13 protein-coding genes are annotated in these 16,594 nt (G+C 62.8%); 5 read left to right on the top strand and 8 right to left on the bottom strand.

Going from position 1 to position 16,594, the window contains the following annotated elements; translation table 11 throughout:
* Window positions 1-47: 47 nt before the first annotated feature.
* Entirely contained in the window at window positions 48-3,110 is a 3,063-nt protein-coding gene (locus C6571_RS07570; protein ID WP_106446142.1) for an EAL domain-containing protein, read from the bottom strand.
* Window positions 3,111-3,258: 148 nt separating this feature from the next.
* On the opposite strand from C6571_RS07570, the gene C6571_RS07565 reads away from it, so the two are divergent.
* Entirely contained in the window at window positions 3,259-3,813 is a 555-nt protein-coding gene (locus C6571_RS07565) for an adenine phosphoribosyltransferase (protein ID WP_106446141.1), read from the top strand.
* 92 nt (window positions 3,814-3,905) lie between these two features.
* On the opposite strand, the gene C6571_RS07560 is transcribed toward C6571_RS07565, so the two are convergent.
* The 7 genes from C6571_RS07560 to rpmH form a co-directional block, all read right to left on the bottom strand.
* Window positions 3,906-4,685 (bottom strand): hypothetical protein, encoded by a 780-nt coding sequence (locus tag C6571_RS07560; protein WP_106446140.1) that lies wholly within the window; start codon window positions 4,683-4,685, stop codon window positions 3,906-3,908.
* A 268-nt stretch (window positions 4,686-4,953) separates the two neighbouring features.
* Window positions 4,954-5,445: a Crp/Fnr family transcriptional regulator gene (locus tag C6571_RS07555; protein WP_106446139.1), complete on the bottom strand. Its 492-nt coding sequence runs from the start codon at window positions 5,443-5,445 to the stop codon at window positions 4,954-4,956.
* Between the two features lie 71 nt (window positions 5,446-5,516).
* Window positions 5,517-6,935 carry a tRNA uridine-5-carboxymethylaminomethyl(34) synthesis GTPase MnmE gene (mnmE, locus tag C6571_RS07550; RefSeq protein ID WP_106446138.1) on the bottom strand — a complete coding sequence of 473 codons (1,419 nt, stop codon included), beginning with the start codon at window positions 6,933-6,935 and terminating at the stop codon, window positions 5,517-5,519.
* 239 nt (window positions 6,936-7,174) lie between these two features.
* Complete coding sequence (yidC, locus tag C6571_RS07545) at window positions 7,175-8,944, bottom strand: membrane protein insertase YidC (RefSeq protein ID WP_106446137.1); 1,770 nt, start codon at window positions 8,942-8,944, stop codon at window positions 7,175-7,177.
* Complete coding sequence (gene yidD / locus C6571_RS07540) at window positions 8,941-9,237, bottom strand: membrane protein insertion efficiency factor YidD (RefSeq protein WP_106446136.1); 297 nt, start codon at window positions 9,235-9,237, stop codon at window positions 8,941-8,943. Before yidD ends, yidC begins: the two co-directional genes overlap by 4 nt.
* Window positions 9,234-9,650, bottom strand: coding sequence for a ribonuclease P protein component (locus tag C6571_RS07535; RefSeq protein ID WP_106446135.1), 417 nt, complete (start codon window positions 9,648-9,650; stop codon window positions 9,234-9,236). Before C6571_RS07535 ends, yidD begins: the two co-directional genes overlap by 4 nt.
* Window positions 9,651-9,711: 61 nt before the next feature.
* Complete coding sequence (gene rpmH, locus C6571_RS07530; protein ID WP_005798102.1) at window positions 9,712-9,846, bottom strand: 50S ribosomal protein L34; 135 nt, start codon at window positions 9,844-9,846, stop codon at window positions 9,712-9,714.
* 248 nt (window positions 9,847-10,094) lie between these two features.
* On the opposite strand from rpmH, the gene dnaA reads away from it, so the two are divergent.
* The 4 genes from dnaA to C6571_RS07510 all read left to right on the top strand — a co-directional run bounded on the left by dnaA (window position 10,095) and on the right by C6571_RS07510 (window position 16,496).
* Window positions 10,095-11,516 (top strand): chromosomal replication initiator protein DnaA, encoded by a 1,422-nt coding sequence (gene dnaA, locus C6571_RS07525; RefSeq protein WP_106446134.1) that lies wholly within the window; start codon window positions 10,095-10,097, stop codon window positions 11,514-11,516.
* A gap of 73 nt (window positions 11,517-11,589) precedes the next feature.
* Complete coding sequence (gene dnaN, locus C6571_RS07520; protein WP_106446133.1) at window positions 11,590-12,696, top strand: DNA polymerase III subunit beta; 1,107 nt, start codon at window positions 11,590-11,592, stop codon at window positions 12,694-12,696.
* Between the two features lie 291 nt (window positions 12,697-12,987).
* The gene (gene gyrB / locus C6571_RS07515) at window positions 12,988-15,585 is read left to right on the top strand and encodes a DNA topoisomerase (ATP-hydrolyzing) subunit B (protein ID WP_106446132.1); all 2,598 of its coding nucleotides are present in this window, start codon (window positions 12,988-12,990) and stop codon (window positions 15,583-15,585) included.
* A gap of 176 nt (window positions 15,586-15,761) precedes the next feature.
* Complete coding sequence (locus C6571_RS07510; protein ID WP_106446131.1) at window positions 15,762-16,496, top strand: DsbA family protein; 735 nt, start codon at window positions 15,762-15,764, stop codon at window positions 16,494-16,496.
* Window positions 16,497-16,594 lie beyond the last annotated feature (98 nt).

Genomic DNA, 16,594 nt, shown 5'->3' with positions numbered 1-16,594 from the left:
GGTGAGGGCTTGGGAGCCGCAAGACGCGGACGCCGAGCCGGGAGAACTCAGCGGCCAAACAAGGCTTCAGGAGGACCGGGGCGCCCAAACAGATACCCCTGGAAGCGGCGACAGCCGTTGTTCAGCAAAAACTGGCGCTGCCCTTCGGTTTCCACGCCTTCTGCCACCACATCCAGCCCCAGACTCTGGGCCAGCGCAATGATGGTGCAGGCAATGGCTGCGTCGTTGGGGTCCGTCAGAACGTCGCGAACAAAACTTTGGTCGATCTTGAGCTGGTCCAGCGGCAGACGTTTGAGGTAGGCCAGGCTCGAATACCCGGTGCCGAAGTCGTCCAGCGAAAAACCCACGCCCCGGCTGCGCAGTGCCTGCATCTTGGCGATACAGTCTTCCACGTCGTGTAGCAACAGGCTTTCGGTAAGTTCGAGCTTGAGTGCCGCAGGGTTCACACCGGTTTCTTCCAGGATGGCAAGGGTCTGGGCGACGAATTCCGGGTGCCGAAACTCCTGCGCACTGACATTGACCGATACCGTCCAGGCGGCACTTCGACTTGTTTGCGCCCAGGCAGCCAGTTGCTCGCAGGCGCTTCGCAGCACAAACCGTCCCAGCGGCAGAATGAGCCCGGTTTGTTCCGCCACGCTGATGAATGTCCCCGGCAGAACCAGACCGCGCTGGGGATGCTGCCAGCGCACCAAGGCTTCTGCACCAAGAAGACTGCCGCCAGGGTCGACGACGCGCTGATACTGCACAAAAAACTCCGACTCTACCAGCGCCTGACGCATATCCGCCTCAAGCAGCGAACGCGCCGAAGCCGCAGCTTGCATCTCGGGGTCGAAGAAACACACCGTGTTGCGCCCTTGTGCCTTGGCCTCATACATCGCGATGTCGGCACGCTGGAGCAGTTCCTGGGAACTGCAGGGATCGCCCTCGAACAGCGTGATGCCAATGCTCGGCGTGCTATGTATCGAGCGCTCTTCGATCTCGTACGGTTGATTGAGCCGCGCCAGAATTTTCAAGGCGACCGTTTCGACTTCCTGCGCAGCTTGCATCTGGCTACCGCCCAAACCTTGGAGAACAACCACAAACTCGTCGCCCCCCAGCCGCGCCACCGTATCGGTGGCGCGAAGCCCTTCGGTCAGGCGCTGGCCCACTTCACGGAGCAATCGGTCTCCCCACTCGTGTCCGAGGGTGTCGTTGATATCCTTGAAGTTGTCCAGATCCAGAAACAACAGCGCGCCGTGCGTCCCGAACCTTGCGCATTGCGCCATGACCTGATGCAGCCGGTCAAGAAGCAGACGCCGGTTGGGCAGAGCGGTCAGGTCGTCGTAAAAAGCGAGTCGCTCGATTTCGGCCGCCGCCCGCTTGCGCTCAGTGATATCGCGTGCGACGCCGCGGTAGCCGGTGAAAGCCCCGTCCTCGTCAAAGATCGGCTCGCCGCTAAGCCCCAACCACAACAGTTCACCCGACGGTGTGGTGCGCAGCACTTCGAAATCGTGAAAAACTTCCTGCGCATCAATGCACGCACGGTGCGCTGCCAGGGCGGCGCTGTCCACGCGGCCTTCCGGCGCATCCCAGAGCGAGCGGCCGCGCAACTGCTCTTCGGAGATGCCGCCATCTGCACGCATATTGCCTTCCAGGCGCACCAAACGGTTTTGCGTGTCCTGCTCCCAGTACCAGTCGGACGACAACTGCGTAAGACTGCGCCAGCGCGCCTCGCTGCGGGCAAGAGCGAGTTGCGCGGCAAGGTAGTCGGTGACATCGGCGAAGGTGCGCACCCGGCCTCCGCCGGGCAACAATCGGGTACGCACCTCCAGGTAGCGGCCTTGCGTGGTCTTTCGCAGGTAGTACTCAGGCGTATCTCCAAAACGTGCCAGCGCTGCAGATTCGGCGGCCACGTAAGGGCGTGCAGCCGCGTCGATATTGACCAATCCCGGCCCAAAATCGCCGCGTGCCACCTGAAACCGCACCACTTCGCTCATGTGCGGTTGGCGGTCCAGCAGCTCACGCGGCAGATCCAGCAGTTCAAGGTAGCGCTGGTTGTAGACACGGATAAATCCATTTTCGTCAACGTTGGCCATTCCCTGAGAAACACTGGCCAGCGTGAGTTCGAGCGCACGCGTTTTCTCTTCCAGCGCGGCGCTGGTGCGCTCCAGCTCCAACTCCATGCTGCGGCGCTGTGCATCGCTGCGGCGCGCCAGCTCCAACTGGCCGACGGTGTTGAGCAGGGGCTGCAAAAAGCTCACGTCGGCCGTCGAGTAGCCTCCCGCACGGTTGGCGATGCCGACCATGGCGACCACCTCGCCTCCTGCGACGATGGGCAGTGCCATGAAAGAAAGCAGCGGCGGATGTCCGGGGGGCAGCCCACCGGCGCGGGGATCGTCCGCCGGATGGTTGCTGATCAGCGGCGTGGTGCTTTGGAGCGCCTGGCCGATCAGGGTGCGCGGGTTGTCAAAAACCAGCCCCCCCGAATCGAGCCTGGCCAACTGAGCGCGCGAGGCAGCGTCCCAGGCGATGTCGGTGATTGCGTGGATGCGGAGCAACCGTGTGCCTGCGGCGGCAGTTTCCACCTGACCGAGGAAGCCCCATTCGCTTTCGGTCAGTGCCAGAAGCTCATTGAGCAAGGTCTCAAAGGTTTGACGCGCCGGAGCGCTGTCGATGAACAAGGCTTGCGCCCGAAAGATCGCTTGCAGCAGGCGGTGTTGGCGCGCCAGCAGCTGTTCTGCCGCTTCGCGCGATTGCGCTGCGCGTGCGCGCTCCAGGACTGCCTCGATCTGCGCAGGAAGCGAAAGCAGGTATTGCCCCGCCACGTCCTGCATCACGAAATCGGCAAAGCCATGGCGCAGCGCATGCGCTGCTTGCGATTCACGGCCCGCCGGCACCAGGATCAGCGCCGGCGTGGCGCGAAGATCTTTCAAGGCATCGTAGGCAGCGCCATCGGCGAGCCGGTAGGAAACCAAGGCCACATCGAAGAGGCGCAGGGCCAGGGCGTCCCGTGCCTGGCGCAGCGATGCCGCGCCGTGCACGTCCCACGCCAACCACGAGTCCGCCAACGCTCCCCGGACGGCATCCGCGTGTTCGTCGCTGCTTTCCATCAGAAGAACGGAAACCGTCATGGCAGGGTGCTGCTCGCGTTGCGCGCAAGAGTTGGTAAATCATTATGGGCGCTTTGCCGCTGAACGGCAGCGCCAGAGCAGCGTGGATTCACTACACTGCCCTTCCGCGCAGCCGTTTGTCAACTGCGTCCATTCCCAACACTGCGCCATGCCCACACCCAGCTTTTCTGACTATCTGCGCGAACACATCCGTACGGTGCCGGACTGGCCTGCACCTGGGGTTCAGTTTCGCGACATCACGCCGCTGCTGCAGGATCCGAAGGTATTTCGCATCTTGATCGACGCCTTTGTGCATCGCTACATGGACCACGATCGCCGTCCCGACGTCGTAGCGGGGCTTGACGCGCGGGGTTTCATCCTCGGCGCGGTGGTGGCCTACGAGCTGGGCGTGGGCTTTGTGCCTATTCGAAAAAAGGGCAAGCTCCCCTTCACGACCGTGGAGGAGACCTATGAACTCGAATACGGCAGCGCGACGGTCGAGCTGCACACCGACTCCGTACACGCAGGCAGCCGCGTGCTGCTCATGGACGACTTGATCGCGACCGGCGGCACCATGATGGCGGGCAAAAAGCTGCTGGAAAAGCTGGGCGCGCAGGTGGTGGAAGGCGCCTCCATTGTCGATTTACCGGAACTGGGCGGCTCGACCCGACTGCGTGCAGCCGGCCTGGATTTGTATACGCTGGTGGACTTTGCCGGACACTAGTGTGGCGAGTTGGAAGTTCGTTTCAGAAAGCTGCCGAGAATCGCCCCTTTTCATTTTTCCACGCCCTACCAACTCACGGCCCTAGCTGGCCGTCACAAATCACCGTACTGCGTGCCGCTCAGGTCTGGGCCACGCGGCCCGGCCTGCGGCATTTCGGTGTCGGCGAAATCATCGGCGCGCGGGCGACGCAAAGGGCCGGTGCGCACCGGAACTCCCCGAGGAGCAGCAGGATCGCCCGTGGCAGCTGAACTCAGCGCCTTCTTGAAGGCCGCTACCTCATCGGCCTCAATCGGGTCAAAGGGAACCGGTGGAGGCCGCAAGGCTGGACGCGGCGCAGCAGTGGACGCGGCAAGAGGCGCGGTCGCGGGCGCCGGCCGGGCACCTGCCGCAGCAGCCACCGGGCGCGGTGCCGCCGCAGCTTTCTGCGGGTTACCGACCGCAACATGCTCGTTGGTGCGCCAATATACGGCGGTGACCGCAATGTCGTAGCGCGACTTTGCGGTCTGGGCAATCAAGGCTTCGATCTCGCTGAGGCGGGCCGTGTCCCCCCCGAACTCGCGGGCCAGATCCATCATGACCAAAAACTGGCTGCCGCGCTGGTCCAGAGAAAGCACCTTGAACTTGTAGCTGGCCGACAGCACGCCGGCACGCACCATGGCATCGCGGACCACGGTGTAGAGCAGTTCGCGCCGCTCCATGCGCTCGTTCTTGCGGTTGGCCGCGTGCTCCGGCGGCGCCGGTTCGGGCATCTGGCGACCATCGCGCCCTGGCACGAGCGGAACGGTCGCTTCGGGATTGAGCAAGCCCGATGGATCCATGTTGCGCGCGGGGACCGGTGCGCTCTTGCGGGTGAACCAGCTCAGAATGGACATCTTGTTCTTTCTTCCACCTATGACAAGCGCTGCGTGCGCGTCTCTGACCGTCTTTGCGCCCGCCATGCACAGTGCGAACGGCATGGCTGCAAGAAAGCATGCACCGCAATAGCGGCTTTCGGCCGAGTTTAGGGCAAGCCACCCCGCTTTCGCCAGTGAAGTCTGAGGCAAATGCAGTCGAACGGTTGAAAAAGCTTGCGCTTCACAACAGCCGGGCTGTGAGCCGCCGAGCAAGAGGGTGCCTGCACCACAGGCGCAGGGGCCGTGCTCAGGTGGTGGCGATGCGGCGGCGCCGATTGGTCATGCGCTTGGCGAGGACCGCGCCCGCAGCCATGGCAACGTTTAGGGCAACGGCGGGTTGGCGGTTGCTCAGTTCGGTAAACCGCATGGCGGTCAGGCTCCAGAGCTTGCTCGCCACCGTCGCCTGAACCGTGGCGCTGCGCGTACGGTGCGAGAAAAACGCCCCTTCGCCGACCACAGAGCCCGCAGTAACGATGGCCAGGCGCACCCGCGACTTCTCATCTTCATAGTGCACGCTCAGACTGCCACTTTCGACGAAGTACAAAGTGCGCTCGGAGGAGCCCTGGGCAAACAAGGTCTGACCGGCAGCCAGCGTCATGGGCTGGATGTAGGCAGACAGCATCTCCCACTGCGCAGCCGAGAGCGGATTGCTCATGCTGTCTTCGGCGCTGGCCTGGACGATGGCGTTGATCAAACCCTGCAAGTCGAGTTTGATGGAGGTGGGCAAGGGTGCATTCATGATCTACTGACGCTATCGCGAATGGCAAAACTGCACAAGAAGGCTTTACGGTCGCTTACAAAGCAAGGCGCCTATTTGCCAATGCAGAAACTCGAAAAAATGACGCCGAGCAAATCATCGGCGCCAAAGGCCCCCGTGATCTGGTTCAAGGCGTTCTGGGCCAGGCGCAATTCTTCCGCGAGCAGGTCCAGCGCAGGGGTTTCGCCTTCGAGCCGATCCGACGCCACAGCAAGGTGGGCGCCCACCGCCTGCAGGGCCTGCACGTGGCGGGCGCGCGCAATGAAGACGCCACCGGGCGCCGCATGCCAACCGGCCATGGCAAGCAATTCGCGCCGCAAGGCAGGCAAGCCCTCCCCGGTGCGTGAGGACAGTGTCACACCTGCACGCGGTGCGCTGCTCTCGGGAAGCGACGGGACGCAGTCGCTTTTGGTCCAGACGTCGAGCAAGGGTACAGATTTAGGCTTAAATTCGGCCATGGCGCTTGCAATGACTGCGTCATCAGCTATATATTCAATAGCGTCACTGCGCGTGAGATCGTGCAGGAACAGCACAGCGTCGGCATCCGCGATCGCCTCCCAGGCGCGGGCGATGCCAATGCGCTCGACTTCGTCGCCACTTTCGCGCAGGCCGGCCGTGTCGACAATGTGAATCGGTACGCCCTCGATCTGAATGGTCTGCTGCACTTTGTCGCGTGTAGTTCCGGCGATGGGGGTGACGATAGCCAGTTCGGCGCCGGCCAGCGCATTGAGCAGCGAACTCTTGCCCGCATTGGGCTGACCGGCAATCACCACTTTGATGCCTTCGCGCAGCAGTGCCCCCTGCTGCGCCTGATCGGCCACGACAGCCAGTTTTTGCTGCAATCTTTGCAGCTGTCCAGCCGCGTCGGAACTGCGCAAGAAGTCGATTTCTTCCTCAGGAAAATCAAGTGTCGCCTCCACCAGCATGCGCAGATGCACCAGCGCGTCGCGCAGGCTATGGACTTCCTTCGAGAACGCACCGCCAAGCGAGCGTGCGGCGCTGCGCGCGGCGGCGCTGGTGGAAGCGTCGATCAAATCGGCAACGGCCTCGGCCTGCGCCAGGTCGAGTTTGTCGTTCAGAAAGGCGCGCTCGGTGAATTCGCCGGGTTGCGCCAAGCGCAGTCCTTCCAAGCGCGCGACACCCGTGGCAGGCTCGGACTCGGCCGCTGCCTGCAGGCAGCGCGCAAGCAGCAATTGCAGCACCACGGGCCCCCCATGGACCTGCAGTTCAAGCACGTCTTCTCCCGTGTAGGAGTGCGGCGCGGGGAAGAACAGCGCCAAACCGCGATCTATCGGCGTTCCGTCGGCTTCGAAAAAGGGCAGATAGGTGGCCTCGCGCGGCCGCAGCACCTTGCCGCAAAGGGCCTGCACCAGGCCGCCCAGGCTGCGTCCCGAAACGCGCACGATGCCCACCGCACCGCGCCCTGGGGCGGTAGCGATAGCGGCGATGGGTTCGTGGTGGCGCGGGAGCATGCCAGGCGATCAGTAGCGGCAGAACGTTAAATACTGACGCGGCCCCAGGCGCGGGACAGCGCGCAAGGGCCTGTGCCGGCCACGCCGCCCCCCAGCGCCGGTGTCGTCCCCCTTCCCGCACGCAGTGCGAGAAAAGAGGCTGAGAGCCGCAGCTCCAAGCTTGCCTGAGCAGGCTTGGACGGCTCCGAAGGGCCGCCGCCTCTGGCGGATGCTCGGAGCGGCGAAGCCGCTAAGGGGGGTCACTTAAATTTCGGCAAATTGAACTGTGGCGGTACGCCCATGCGGGTGTTGATCACCCACTGCTGGGCAATCGACAGCACGTTGTTGGTCAGCCAATACAGCACCAGACCGGCAGGGAAGAAGAAGAACATCACGCTGAACATCAGCGGCATCAGCCACATCATCTTGGCCTGCATCGGATCCGGCGGCGCAGGGTTGAGTGCGGTCTGCAAGAGCGAGCTGAGCATCATCAGGAACGGCAGGATGAAGAACGGGTCGGGAGTGGACAGGTCCTGAATCCAGCCGATCCATGGGGCGTTGCGCATTTCCACACTCGAGAGCAGCACCCAGTAGAGCGCAATGAACACCGGAATCTGAATCACGATGGGAAAGCACCCGCCCATGGGGTTGACCTTCTCCTCGCGGTAGATGCGCATCATCTCCTGCTGCATCTGCTGCGGCTTGTCTTTGAGCCGCGCGCGCATCTCGGTGATCTTGGGGTTGATGGCCTTCATCTTGGCCATGCTGGAGTAGGCCTTGGCGTTGAGCCAGTAAAAGGCGATTTTGAGCAACAACACGAGCCCCACAATCGACCAACCCCAGTTGCCCAGCACAGTGTGCAGCTGATTGAGCAGCCAGTAGAGCGGCTTGGAAATGATGGTGAAAACGCCATAGTCCTTCACCAGCTCAAGGCCAGGCGCCAGCACCTCAAGCTTTCTCTCTTCCTGGGGGCCTGCGTACAGATCGCTGTCCACGGTTTCGCTCGCGCCGGGCGCAATACTGCCCAAAGGCATCACCATTGCCACGGAATACTGGTTGTCTCCCAGGCGCTTCACGCGGAATTCACGCTGCAGGTTCTGACCGTCGGGGGCATTGAGGAGCCAGGCAGAAACAAAGTAGTGCTGGACCATGGCAATCCAGCCGTTGTCCGCTGGCGGCGGGACCTCTGCCTTTTGCTTTTCGATGTCCGCAAAGGGAATCTTGTGGAACTTCTTTTCTTCGGTATAGGCCGCCGGCCCGGCAAACGTGTTGGCACCCATCATGTTGCCTGACGCGACCGTGCCATGGCGCACGAGTTGCAGATACAACTGCGCGTCGCGCGACTGGTCGCCCACGTTGACCACCTCGTGCTTCACGCGGATGGAGTAATCCCCGCGCTTAAAGACATAGGTTTTGCGATACTTCAGCCCCCCCTGAGGCTGGGATTCAAACGTCACCTCCAGCGTATTTTCGCCGTCAGCGAGCACCCGCGAACCGGGCAGCGCGCTCATGGGCGTCAGGTGATTGGGAAAGCTTGCACCCGCATCGACGGTATTGAGCAGACCGGTTTGCGCCACGTAGCGCATGGCCGGGCTGCCGTCTTCCATCAGCACGACGGGGGTGCTTTCGACCGCCGGCACAGGCATGCCAAACAGGCCTTTGATCGAGTCCATGAAGCTGCGATTGCGCGACTGTTCGTTGTAGTGCTTGAGCTCCAACTCGGACAAGGTGCCGCCCTGGCTGTCGAGGACAGCGTGAAACACATCGGTTTCGATCACGATCTTTTCGCGCGTCAGAGGAGCCGCTTGCTCAGTTGTCGTTGCTATCGAGGGAGCACGGGGAGCGGCTCCAGCGGCTGCAGGCAAATCTGCAGGCAAAGGCTTGTTTGCAGACGACGGGGTGGCCGCCTGCTGCACCGGCGCCGGGAAAAAAGTGCCTCGGTTGCCGTTGTGCACCTGCCATTTGTCCCACAACAGGACCATGGAAAAGCCGAATATGACCCACAGAATGGTGCGGCGGATGTCGTTCATGGAGTCTTCTCAGAAGCAGAGGAAGGGGATTCGTGCGGATTCAGCAGGCGCGAAAACAAGCGCATGGCGCGTGGCGGCTCTTGCGGCACCGGATCGTGGCCGCCCTGACACCAGGGTTGGCAGCGCGCCAGGCGCGAAAGCGTCAACCAACTGCCCGCAGCTGCCCCGTGACGCTCAAGTGCCTCGATGGAGTACACAGAACAGGTCGGCTCAAAGCGGCAGGCCGAGCCCAGCCAGGGGCTGAGCAGCAAGCGGTAGCCACGCACCAGCGCGATCAAAAGCCTGCGCATCAAAGGGGACTCCGCAGCGAGCGCTCGAACAGCGCATGCAATTCCTCGCGCACCGCGAGCTTGAGTGGCGCCGAGCAGGCGCTGACAAATTGTTGGCGATCAAACGTCGAGCGCAGGCGAACCACATGGGCCGCAACCGGAAGGCGCGGTTCAAACACCGCAGCCACACCGTATATCTGGCGCTTGATGGCATTGCGCGTCACGGCGCGCCGCGCCCAGCGCTTGGGCACCATGGCCCCCATCCAGACGCTGCCAGGCGCGATGAGCACAGCCGGCACGCGCCCAAGGCCGAGCGCCGGCTCCTGCGCTTCTTGAGGCGCCAGCGCTAGACGGTGCAGGGCAAAGTGGGGCGTGCGCGCCACGGTAGCGCCGGACAACGTGGCCTGGAATTGCGCGCGGGTTTTCAGGCGCTGCATAGATGCGAGAAGCGCTTGAGGATGCGCAAGCCTGGTGCGCAGCCGTGCGGCCCACGCAGGCTCAGACGGCCAGACGCTTGCGGCCCTTGGCGCGGCGGGCGTTGATGACAGCGCGGCCACCGCGGGTCTTCATACGCACGAGGAAACCGTGGGTGCGGGCGCGGCGGGTCTTGGAGGGCTGGTAAGTGCGTTTCATGGTCTTTCCTTGGAGAATGTTCGGGCCAGCCACCCACCGAGGAAAACCCTTGGGGGAGCGGACATTGCGATGCATTTGCCCTGAACAGTTTCAGGGAAACCGGCGATTATCGCAGGCTTGGAGGGACAGGGCAATGCGCAGCGCCTGGGAATCGGTCAATGGGCTGCACGCCGGGTGTGGATAAGGTCTGGACAAGATACAATCGCAACCCCTCGTTCGTTCCCTCTATCCACAAGAATTCACCCTACATGACAGAGGAACTCGCGCATCCCGCTCCCAGCCCCTCAGACCCCCAACCAGGCCAGGCATTGTGGCAGGCCTGCCTGGATCAACTGGCCCAGGATCTGCCTGCCCAGCAGTTCGCCACCTGGATCAAACCCCTTAGCGCCCAGATCTCCGAAGATCTCTCGCGCGCCACCCTGTATGTACCCAACCGCTTCACGCTGGACTGGATTCGCGCCCAGTACGCAGGCCGCATTGCATCCGTGTTGGAGCTGATCTACGGTCAACCCGTCATGTTGGAGTTAGCACTTGCTCAGCGCGTAAGTGCCGTGCGTACTCAAGCTCCTGCAGCGAACTCCCAGGTGCAGGGTGGCGACGCCGCGCCTGCTCAGCAGCGGCCCGACGAGGCACAAGCCAATGCGGTGCCGCGCAATCGTTTGAATCCGGCCCTCACCTTCGAGACCCTGGTGGAAGGCACGGCCAACCGCATGGCACGCGCCGCAGCCATGCACGTGGCGGGCATGCCAGGGCATTTGTACAACCCGCTGTTTATCTACGGCGGCGTGGGCCTGGGCAAGACGCACTTGGTGCACGCCGTGGGCAACAAGCTGCTGGCCGACCGGCCGAACGCGAAAGTTCTCTACATCCACGCAGAGCAGTTCGTCTCGGATGTGGTCAAGTCGTACCAGCGCAAAACTTTCGACGAATTCAAACAGCGCTACCACTCGCTCGATTTGCTGCTGATCGACGACGTGCAGTTCTTCGCCAACAAGGACCGCACCCAGGAAGAGTTCTTCAACGCCTTCGAGGCGCTGCTGGCCAAGAAGAGCCACATTGTGATGACCAGCGACACCTACCCCAAGGGGCTGGCCGACATCCACGAGCGCCTGGTTTCGCGCTTTGACTCGGGCCTGACGGTGGCCATCGAGCCGCCCGAGCTGGAAATGCGCGTTGCCATTCTGATCAACAAGGCGCGGGCGGAGAATGTAGAAATGCCCGAGGAAGTGGCGTTTTTCGTCGCCAAGAACGTGCGCTCGAACGTGCGCGAACTCGAAGGCGCGCTGCGCAAAATTCTGGCGTACTCGCGTTTCAACCAGAAGGAAATCTCGATTCAGCTGGCGCGCGAGGCCCTGCGCGATCTGCTGTCCATCCAGAACCGACAGATCAGCGTCGAGAACATCCAGAAGACGGTGGCCGACTACTACAAGATCAAGGTCGCCGACATGTACAGCAAGAAGCGCCCGGCCAGCATTGCCCGGCCGCGCCAGATTGCCATGTACCTGGCCAAGGAGCTGACGCAGAAGAGCTTGCCCGAGATTGGAGAATTGTTCGGTGGGCGCGACCACACCACGGTGCTGCACGCGGTGCGCAAAATTTCTGGTGAGCGCCAGCAACTGACCGAACTGAACCAGCAGCTGCATGTGCTGGAACAGACGCTCAAGGGCTGAGCACGGGCAAAATGGCGGGTTGCGTGGCGCGGGAGACGGCGCCCATTCCCAGAGAAAACCAAAAGAGGATGAAATGATCGTTCTGAAGGCCCCCCAAGAGAAGGTTCTCGCAGTCCTGCAATCGGTCGCCGGTATCGTTGAGCGCCGCCACACCCTGCCCATTCTGGCCAACGTGCTGCTGCGCAAGACCGGCAACGCCTTGCAACTGACCACCAGCGACCTGGAAATCCAGATCCGCACCACGGCAGAACTCGGTGGCGACACCGGCGACTTCACCACCACGGTGGCGGCGCGCAAGCTCATCGACGTGCTGCGCACCATGCCGGGTGACCAAACGGTGAGCCTGGAGACAGCCCAGGAAAAGCTGCTGCTCAAGGGCGGGAAAAGCCGCTTCACGCTGCAGACTCTGCCCGCCGCAGACTTCCCGCTGGTGCAGGAAGCCGCCAATTTCGGTCCGGCTTTCAGCATTCCGCAAAAAACGCTCAAGAACCTATTGAGCCAGGTGGCGTTTGCCATGGCGGTGCAGGACATTCGCTACTACCTGAACGGCATCTTGTTCGTCGCCGAAGGCAAAGCGCTCAGCCTGGTCGCTACCGACGGCCACCGCCTGGCCTTTGCCAGCGCCACGCTCGATATCGAGGTGCCCAAACAGGAAGTCATCCTTCCACGCAAGACCGTGCTGGAACTGCAACGCCTGTTGAGCGACGGCGATGCCGCTATTGAAATGCAGTTCGCCAACAACCAGGCCAAGTTCAGCTTCGGCGCGATGGAGTTCGTCACCAAGTTGGTCGAGGGCAAGTTCCCTGACTACAACCGCGTGATTCCGCGCAGCCACGGCAACACCATTACCCTGGGCCGGGCGCCACTCCTGGCCAGCCTGCAGCGTACCGCCATCATGACCAGCGACAAGTTCAAGGGCGTGCGCCTGAACCTTGAGCCCGGCAGCTTGCGCGTAACCAGCAACAACGCCGAGCAGGAAGAAGCCGTGGACGAGCTTGATATCGACTACGGCGGCGAGCCGATCGAGATCGGCTTCAACGTCACCTACCTGATTGATGCGCTCGCCAGCATGCCGCAAGACATGGTGCAGATCGCGCTCGCCGATGGCAGCAGCTCGGCGCTCATCACGATTCCCGAAAACGAGAGCTTCAAGTACGTCGTGATGCCAATGAGAATTTAGGGCGATCCCCCTGTGTCGCTTTATTCCTCCGCACCGCTGCCAGAGGCAGAGGCTCTTCAGGGCCGTCCAAGCCTGCGCAGGCAGGCTTGGAGCTGCGGTCTTCAGCCCCTTCTCTCGCAACGCTGTGCGTTGCGGGAAGGGGGACGCCACCAGTGGCCTGGCAGAGCCAGTTCCACGGCGGCCGCTGGCACACCCCGAGCGCCCACTGCGCAAGTCCGTGTGTTTACTACGATTTTTATAGCTGCTTGCGCTTGATTCATATGCGCTAGAGGCCAATTTGGCTAATATTTTATGACCGCTGACCAGAATCTGCCCGAATCCGACGAACCGCTTGCCCCCGTCCAGCGGATCGACGCCCACCAGGCCGGCGCCAGCGAAGGCTACGGCGAAGGCGCCATCACCATCCTCGAAGGCCTGGAGGCGGTGCGCAAGCGCCCAGGGATGTACATCGGCGACACGTCCGACGGCACCGGCCTGCACCACCTGGTGTTTGAGGTGGTGGACAACTCCATCGACGAGGCGCTGGCCGGGCATTGCGACGACATCGTCGTCACCATCCACTCGGACAACTCGATCTCGGTCACCGACAACGGCCGCGGCATTCCCACGGGCGTGAAGATGGACGACAAGCACGAGCCCAAGCGCAGTGCCTCGGAAATTGCCCTCACCGAACTGCACGCCGGTGGCAAGTTCAACCAGAACAGCTACAAGGTCTCGGGCGGCCTGCATGGCGTGGGCGTGAGCTGCGTGAACGCGCTCTCGAGCATGTTGCGCCTGACGGTGCGCCGCGAGGGCAAGGTGCATGTACTCGAATTTTCTCGCGGCTTTGTGCAGAACCGCATTCTGGAAACCGTGGACGGCGTCGAAATTTCTCCCATGCAAGTGCTGGGCGACACCGACAAGCGCGGCACCGAAGTGCACTTCCTGCCCGACACCGAAATCTTCAAGGAAAACAGCGATTTCCACTACGAAATCCTCGCCAAGCGCCTGCGGGAACTGAGCTTCCTGAACAACGGTGTGCGCATTCGCCTGAAAGACGAGCGCAGCGGCAAGGAAGACGACTTCTCAGGCGCCGGCGGCGTGCGCGGCTTTGTCGAGTTCATCAACAAGGGCAAGACCGTGTTGCATCCGAACTCGTTCTACGCCTCGGGCGAGCGTCCGGCCGAAACCTACGGCGGCATCGCCGGCACGCACATCGGCGTGGAAGTGGCGATGCAGTGGAACAGCGGCTACAGCGAGCAAGTGCTGTGCTTCACCAACAACATCCCGCAGCGCGACGGCGGCACCCACCTGACCGGCCTGCGCGCTGCGATGACGCGCGTCATCAACAAGTACATCGACGAGAACGATTTCGCCAAGAAGGCCAAGGTCGAAGTCACCGGCGACGACATGCGCGAAGGGCTGTGCTGCGTCCTGAGCGTGAAGGTGCCCGAGCCCAAGTTCAGCAGCCAGACCAAGGACAAGCTGGTATCGAGCGAAGTGCGCGCGCCGGTGGAAGACATCGTCGGCAAGCTGCTTACCGACTACCTGCAGGAGCGCCCCGGCGACGCGAAAATCATCTGCGGGAAGATCGTCGAAGCCGCGCGCGCCCGCGAAGCCGCCCGCAAGGCCCGCGAAATGACGCGCCGCAAAGGCGTGCTCGACGGCATGGGCCTGCCCGGCAAGCTGGCCGACTGTCAGGAGAAAGACCCGGCGCTGTGCGAGATTTACATCGTCGAGGGCGACTCCGCCGGCGGCTCTGCCAAGCAGGGGCGCGATCGCAAGTTCCAGGCCATCCTGCCGCTGCGCGGCAAAATTTTGAACGTGGAAAAAGCACGCTACGAAAAGCTGCTGACCAGCAATGAAATCCTCACGCTGATCACCGCCCTGGGCACCGGCATCGGCAAGGCCGGCGGCAGTACCGGCAGCGACGACTTCGACGTCGCCAAGCTGCGCTACCACCGCATCATCATCATGACCGACGCCGACGTGGACGGCGCGCACATCCGCACCCTGCTGCTGACCTTCTTCTACCGCCAGATGCCCGAGCTGGTCGAGCGCGGCCACATCTACATTGCCCAGCCGCCGCTCTACAAAGTGAAGGCCGGCAAAGACGAGCTGTACCTCAAAGACGCCCCGGCGCTGGACACCTTCCTGCTGCGCGTGGCCCTGCGTGATGCCAGCGTGACCACCGGTGGCGCCGACCCGCAAACGCTCGCCGGCGATACCCTGGCCGAGCTGGCGCAAAAGCACCAGCTGGCCGAAAACGTCATCACGCGCCTGTCCAATTTCATGGACTTCGAAGCCCTGCGCGCCATTGCCGGCGGCGTGCATCTGAACCTCGACACGGTGGAAGCCGCCGAAGCCAGCGCCGTCGCGCTGCAAACCGCTCTGCGCGAACTCTCCAGCACCGGCGTGCCGGCCGAAGTGGCGAGCGAATTTGACGCCCGCACCGACAAGCCCCTGCTGCGCATCAGCCGCCGCCACCACGGCAACATCAAGAGCAGCGTCATCAAGCAGGAGTTCGTGCACGGCTCTGACTATGCCGCCCTGGCCACCGCAGCCGACACCTTCCGAGGCTTGCTTGGCGACGGCGCCCGCGTACAGCGCGGCGAAGGCGAGCGCCAGAAGTCCGAGAAAGTGGGCGACTTCCGCGAGGCCATGGCCTGGCTCATCTCGGAAGCCGAACGCACCACCAGCCGCCAGCGCTACAAGGGCCTGGGCGAAATGAACCCCGAGCAACTCTGGGAAACCACCATGGACCCCGAAGTGCGCCGCCTGCTGCGCGTGCAGATCGACGACGCCATCGAGGCGGACCGCGTGTTCACCATGCTGATGGGCGACGACGTGGAGCCGCGCCGGGAGTTCATTGAGGCGAATGCGCTGCGGGCGGGAAATATTGACGTTTGAAACTGTATGTAGGTAGACCCATAAGGCGAGGAATTCTTGGGTCTCTGCCTTTTCACCGGGTATTGCGCAGCGCCTGAAGTGGCTTCGGCCGGGCAAGGCGTTCCAGCGGCTCCGGCTCAAGGCCACGTCCGTCGAAGCGCCGCTGCTCAAGCCATCAAAGGAAGGAGTCCCTGGCCATGATGAAGTGCGATCCCGTCACAGGCGCTTGCCTGCTGCCCGACCTGGACCCGCCTGTCGATGCCGCCGCGTCGGCTGCGCCCAATGCGCGCCACGGGTGGGCCGTTCGCTACATTGGCGATCCAATGTGCTCCTGGTGCTGGGGCATCTCGCCGACCGTCGGCGCAGTAGAGACCTTTTGCAAAGCCGATGGCATCGAATTCTCGATCACCATGGGTGGCCTGCGGGCGGGCGGCGGCGACCCGTGGAACGCAGCGTTCAAGGGCTTTTTGCGCAACGAATGGCGCCACATCGCCCAGGCCACCGGGCAGCCGTTTGGCTTCACGCTGCTGGAGGCAGCGCATTTCGACTACGACACCGAGCCAGCCTGCCGCGCCGTGGCGACCGCCAAGCTGCTCCAGGCCCGCAAGCACCTTCCAAGCTCGACTGCGTTGGCGTTTTTCTCGGCGGTTCAGCGCAAGTTCTATGTCGAGGGACAAGACCCCAAAGCGGTGGATTTTTACGCCAACATCTGCACCAGCCTGGCGCTGGATTTTGATGAGTTCCGCGCGGTGTTCGAATCGCCAGAAGCCTTGCGGGCGGTTCAGCAGGAATTCACTCGCTGCCGGCAGTGGGGCGTGCGCTCCTTTCCCACGCTGCTGCTGGAGCGCGATGGCGCGACAGCGCCGCTGGCCGAGGGGTTTGTCACGGCAGAGCAAGTGCTCGCTCGACTGCGGCAAGCGATCGCCGCTTGAGTCGATTCTCTCCACGCCCGAATGCCGCAGGGGCGTGATCGTTTCCGCTTACGCGTTTTTTTGAGGCCGCCGAAAGAATTGCCTGGTGAGCTACGTAC

It is taken from the genome of Simplicispira suum, assembly GCF_003008595.1.
GTDB lineage: Bacteria > Pseudomonadota > Gammaproteobacteria > Burkholderiales > Burkholderiaceae_C > Simplicispira > Simplicispira suum.
The sequence above is the reverse complement of the archived record's forward strand: the minus strand, read 5'-3'. Positions and strand labels throughout refer to the sequence as shown.